The following is a 3,271-nucleotide window of genomic DNA, read 5'->3' on the forward strand; positions in this document are numbered from 1 at the left end:
GGCAATCGAATCGCGGAGACTCTGACGCGGCCGGCGCTGCGGCGCCTTCTCACCGCGGTGCACGCGGTGATGGGGGAGGCCCTGGCACAGGGTGGAACCTCGTTCGACGCGCTGTACGTGAACGTCAACGGACAATCCGGCTACTTCGATCGATCCCTCGACGCCTACGGGCAGGAGGGCCTGCCCTGCTCGCGATGCGGAGCCCCGATCAGACGCGAGAAGTTCATGAATCGCTCGTCGTTCAGCTGCCCCACCTGCCAGCCGCGACCCCGACACGTGCGCGGCTGACAGGGAACAAATTGTTCCGCAGGCTCCACTCCTGTGCGAAGGGTCGTTCCGCAGGCTCCACTCCTGAGCGCACGGGTCGTTCCGCAGGCTCCACTCCTGAACCGCCCGCCTAGTATTTCGGTCATGGCAGAACAGAGCACGCCGACCAACCTCTGGGTCGAGCGCACAGGCACACGTCGTTACACCGGCCGTAGCTCGCGAGGAGCCGAAGTGCTCATCGGGTCCGAGTCCGTCGAGGGTGTCTTCACCCCCGGCGAGCTGCTCAAAATCGCCCTCGCAGCGTGCACCGGGATGAGCTCGGACCTACCGCTTTCGCGTCGACTGGGAGACGACTACTCCGCCACCGTCGAGGTGTCGGGTACCGCAGATCGGGAGAACGAGCTGTACCCGGAACTGAACGAGATTCTCCGGGTCGACCTCAGCGAAATGGACCCCGAGGCACAGGAGCGGCTGCTCACCGTCGTCCAACGCGCCATCGACAAGGTGTGCACGGTAGGCCGGACCCTGAAGGCCGGCACCACCGTCACCCTGGACATCGACGTGGACGCCTGATGAAAGCCAGAGCAGCCGTGGACGTCACGGGTCTGCTCCTCGGCGCGGCGACTGCTCCGGCTCCCGCCGGATCGGGCGCTCTGCGTACCGTCGCTCCGAGCGGTGACCGGGGCACACTCGTTGCCGACGTCGATTCGCCGGGCAGACTGGTCACCGACGGTGACACGCTGTGTTTCACGATCGGAAACAGCGCTGCCGCAGGGCTTTTCGATACGCGAACCGGCACCGGTTTCGACGGAAACGTCCGAAAGTTGGCTCGCGAATGAGCGAAGAACGGCTGACGGCGTGGGTGCACGGGCTCGTTCAGGGCGTCGGGTTCCGGTGGTGGACGCGCTCGCGCGCACTCGAACTCGGACTGGTCGGTCACGCGACCAACCACGCGGACGGACGGGTCCTGGTGATAGCGGAGGGCCCACGTGAGCGTCTCGAGGCACTGCTGGCCTTGCTCCGAGGCGATAAGACGCCGGGCACGGTCACGCTCGTCGTGGAGAGTTGGGACACCGCCCGCGGAGATCTGGAGGGGTTCGTCGAACGCTGATCGTCCGTTGCGTGAGGCTCGGCGCGCTTTCGCGCAGCGTGCCGGTAAAGTACGGACGCTATGTATCTCAAGAGTCTGACGCTGAAGGGCTTCAAGTCCTTTGCTTCGGCGACGACTCTGCGTTTCGAGCCGGGAATCACCTGTGTAGTCGGCCCCAACGGCTCGGGTAAATCCAATGTCGTGGACGCCCTGACCTGGGTGATGGGTGAACAGGGTGCCAAGGCGTTGCGCGGCGGGAAGATGGAAGACGTCATCTTCGCGGGCACCTCGGGGCGGGCCCCGCTGGGCCGCGCAGAGGTCACTCTGACGATCGACAATTCCGATGGCGCACTTCCGATCGATTACTCCGAGGTCTCCATCACTCGGCGTATGTTCCGCGACGGCGCGGGCGAGTACGAGATCAACGGCAGTTCGTGCCGTTTGATGGACGTCCAGGAACTGCTCAGCGACTCCGGTATCGGCCGCGAGATGCACGTGATCGTGGGGCAGGGTCGGCTCGCAGCGATCCTGGAATCGCGGCCCGAGGACCGGCGAGCCTTCATCGAAGAAGCAGCCGGGGTACTCAAGCACCGCAAGCGCAAGGAAAAGGCCGTCCGCAAGCTCGACGCGATGCAGGCCAACCTGGCGCGGTTGACCGACCTGACGACCGAATTGCGCCGCCAACTCAAGCCTCTGGGCAGGCAGGCCGAGGTTGCGCGCCGCGCGCAGACCGTCCAGGCCGACCTACGTGATGCCCGATTGCGACTGGTGGCCGACGATCTGGTGGCCAGGCGCGAGGAATTCGCGAACCAGACCCAGGACGAGGAAGCGGCACGCGAGCAGTACGCGATGGTGCAGGACGCCCTCGAAGCCGGCTCGGTGGCACTCGGCGAACACGAGCAGGCGGTCGCCCGGCTGACCCCCAGTGCCGAAGCGGCCGGGCAGACGTGGTTCCGCCTGTCGGCCCTGGCCGAGCGCGTCAACGCGACGGTGCGCATCGCACACGAACGGGCTCGGCATCTCGACGCCGTTCGATCCACGGGTCGAGGGCAGGACCCGGACGAGCTCGAAGCGCAGGCCGAGCGGGTCGCCGAAGAAGAGATGGAACTCGTCGAAGCAGTCGAGATGGCACGTGAAACCCTCGAGGCGGCACGCGAGCAGCTGGCCGAGCGCGAAGCGGCCGCTGCGGCCGCCGAGCGCGCCCACCTCGCCGCTGTACGCGCGGTGGCCGACCGCCGTGAGGGGTTCGCTCGCCTGTCCGGCCGAGTCGACACCTTCCGAACCAAGGTCGAGTCGATCGACTCGGAGGTGGAGCGCTTGTCGGTGGCCATCGACGAGGCCCGAGAGCGGGGCGAATCGGCTCAGCGTGAGTTCGAGAGTGTGCAGGATCAGATCGGTACCCTCGATGCGAGTGAACTGAGCCTCGACACCAATTACGAACGAGCCGTCGCCGCGCTTCGACATGCCGACGCTCGAGTGACCGAACTGCAGGCCGAAGAACGCATCGCGGGCAAGAAGGTGGCGTCGTTCGAGGCCAGGATCGAAGCGCTCACGATGGGCCTCGAACGCAAGGACGGTGCCGGGTGGCTGGTGGAGAACCAGCAGGACGGTCTGTCGGGTCTGCTGGCCGGCCATCTCACGGTCGAGCCTGGATACGAGGTCGCGGTGGCAGTGGCCATGGGTCCGGCCGCCGATGCCGCACACGCCGAGTCGTTCGACGCCGCGCGGGATGCCGTGCTGGCGCTGCGTGCGGCCGACGGCGGGCGCGCGTCCATCGTGCACGGCAGTGTCGCTGCAGCGCAGTCGTTTTCACGTCCGGAACTGCCGGACGGCGCTCGATGGGTGCTGGACCTGATCGAGTATCCGGACCGGTTGGCCGGAGCCATGGCGGCCCTGCTCGACGGTATGGTCGCC

Annotated in this window: 5 protein-coding genes; all 5 read left to right on the top strand. The window is 66.7% G+C overall.

The window, feature by feature from the left end:
* Positions 1-288 (top strand): zinc finger domain-containing protein (locus tag A2J02_RS09475; RefSeq protein ID WP_331712143.1); only part of this gene is annotated, 288 nt, incomplete at its 5' end.
* Positions 289-411: 123 nt separating this feature from the next.
* Complete coding sequence (locus tag A2J02_RS09480) at positions 412-840, top strand: OsmC family protein (RefSeq protein WP_068049564.1); 429 nt, start codon at positions 412-414, stop codon at positions 838-840.
* Positions 840-1,106, top strand: a complete 267-nt coding sequence (locus A2J02_RS09485) for a hypothetical protein (RefSeq protein ID WP_068049567.1) — start codon at positions 840-842, stop codon at positions 1,104-1,106. Before A2J02_RS09480 ends, A2J02_RS09485 begins: the two co-directional genes overlap by 1 nt.
* Complete coding sequence (locus A2J02_RS09490; protein ID WP_068049568.1) at positions 1,103-1,378, top strand: acylphosphatase; 276 nt, start codon at positions 1,103-1,105, stop codon at positions 1,376-1,378. Before A2J02_RS09485 ends, A2J02_RS09490 begins: the two co-directional genes overlap by 4 nt.
* A 60-nt stretch (positions 1,379-1,438) precedes the next feature.
* Positions 1,439-3,271: AAA family ATPase (locus tag A2J02_RS09495; RefSeq protein ID WP_156516161.1), on the top strand; the 1,833-nt coding region annotated here is incomplete at its 3' end.

The sequence above is a fragment of the Rhodococcus sp. EPR-147 genome, from assembly GCF_001647185.1.
Lineage (GTDB): Bacteria > Actinomycetota > Actinomycetes > Mycobacteriales > Mycobacteriaceae > Rhodococcoides.

Excerpts from the sequence above, each read along its gene's own strand:
- A2J02_RS09480 (WP_068049564.1), top strand. The coding sequence starts at position 412 with ATGGCAGAACAGAGCACGCCGACCAACCTCTGGGTCGAGCGCACAGGC.
- A2J02_RS09490 (WP_068049568.1), top strand. The coding sequence starts at position 1,103 with ATGAGCGAAGAACGGCTGACGGCGTGGGTGCACGGGCTCGTTCAGGGC.
- A2J02_RS09485 (WP_068049567.1), top strand. The coding sequence starts at position 840 with ATGAAAGCCAGAGCAGCCGTGGACGTCACGGGTCTGCTCCTCGGCGCG.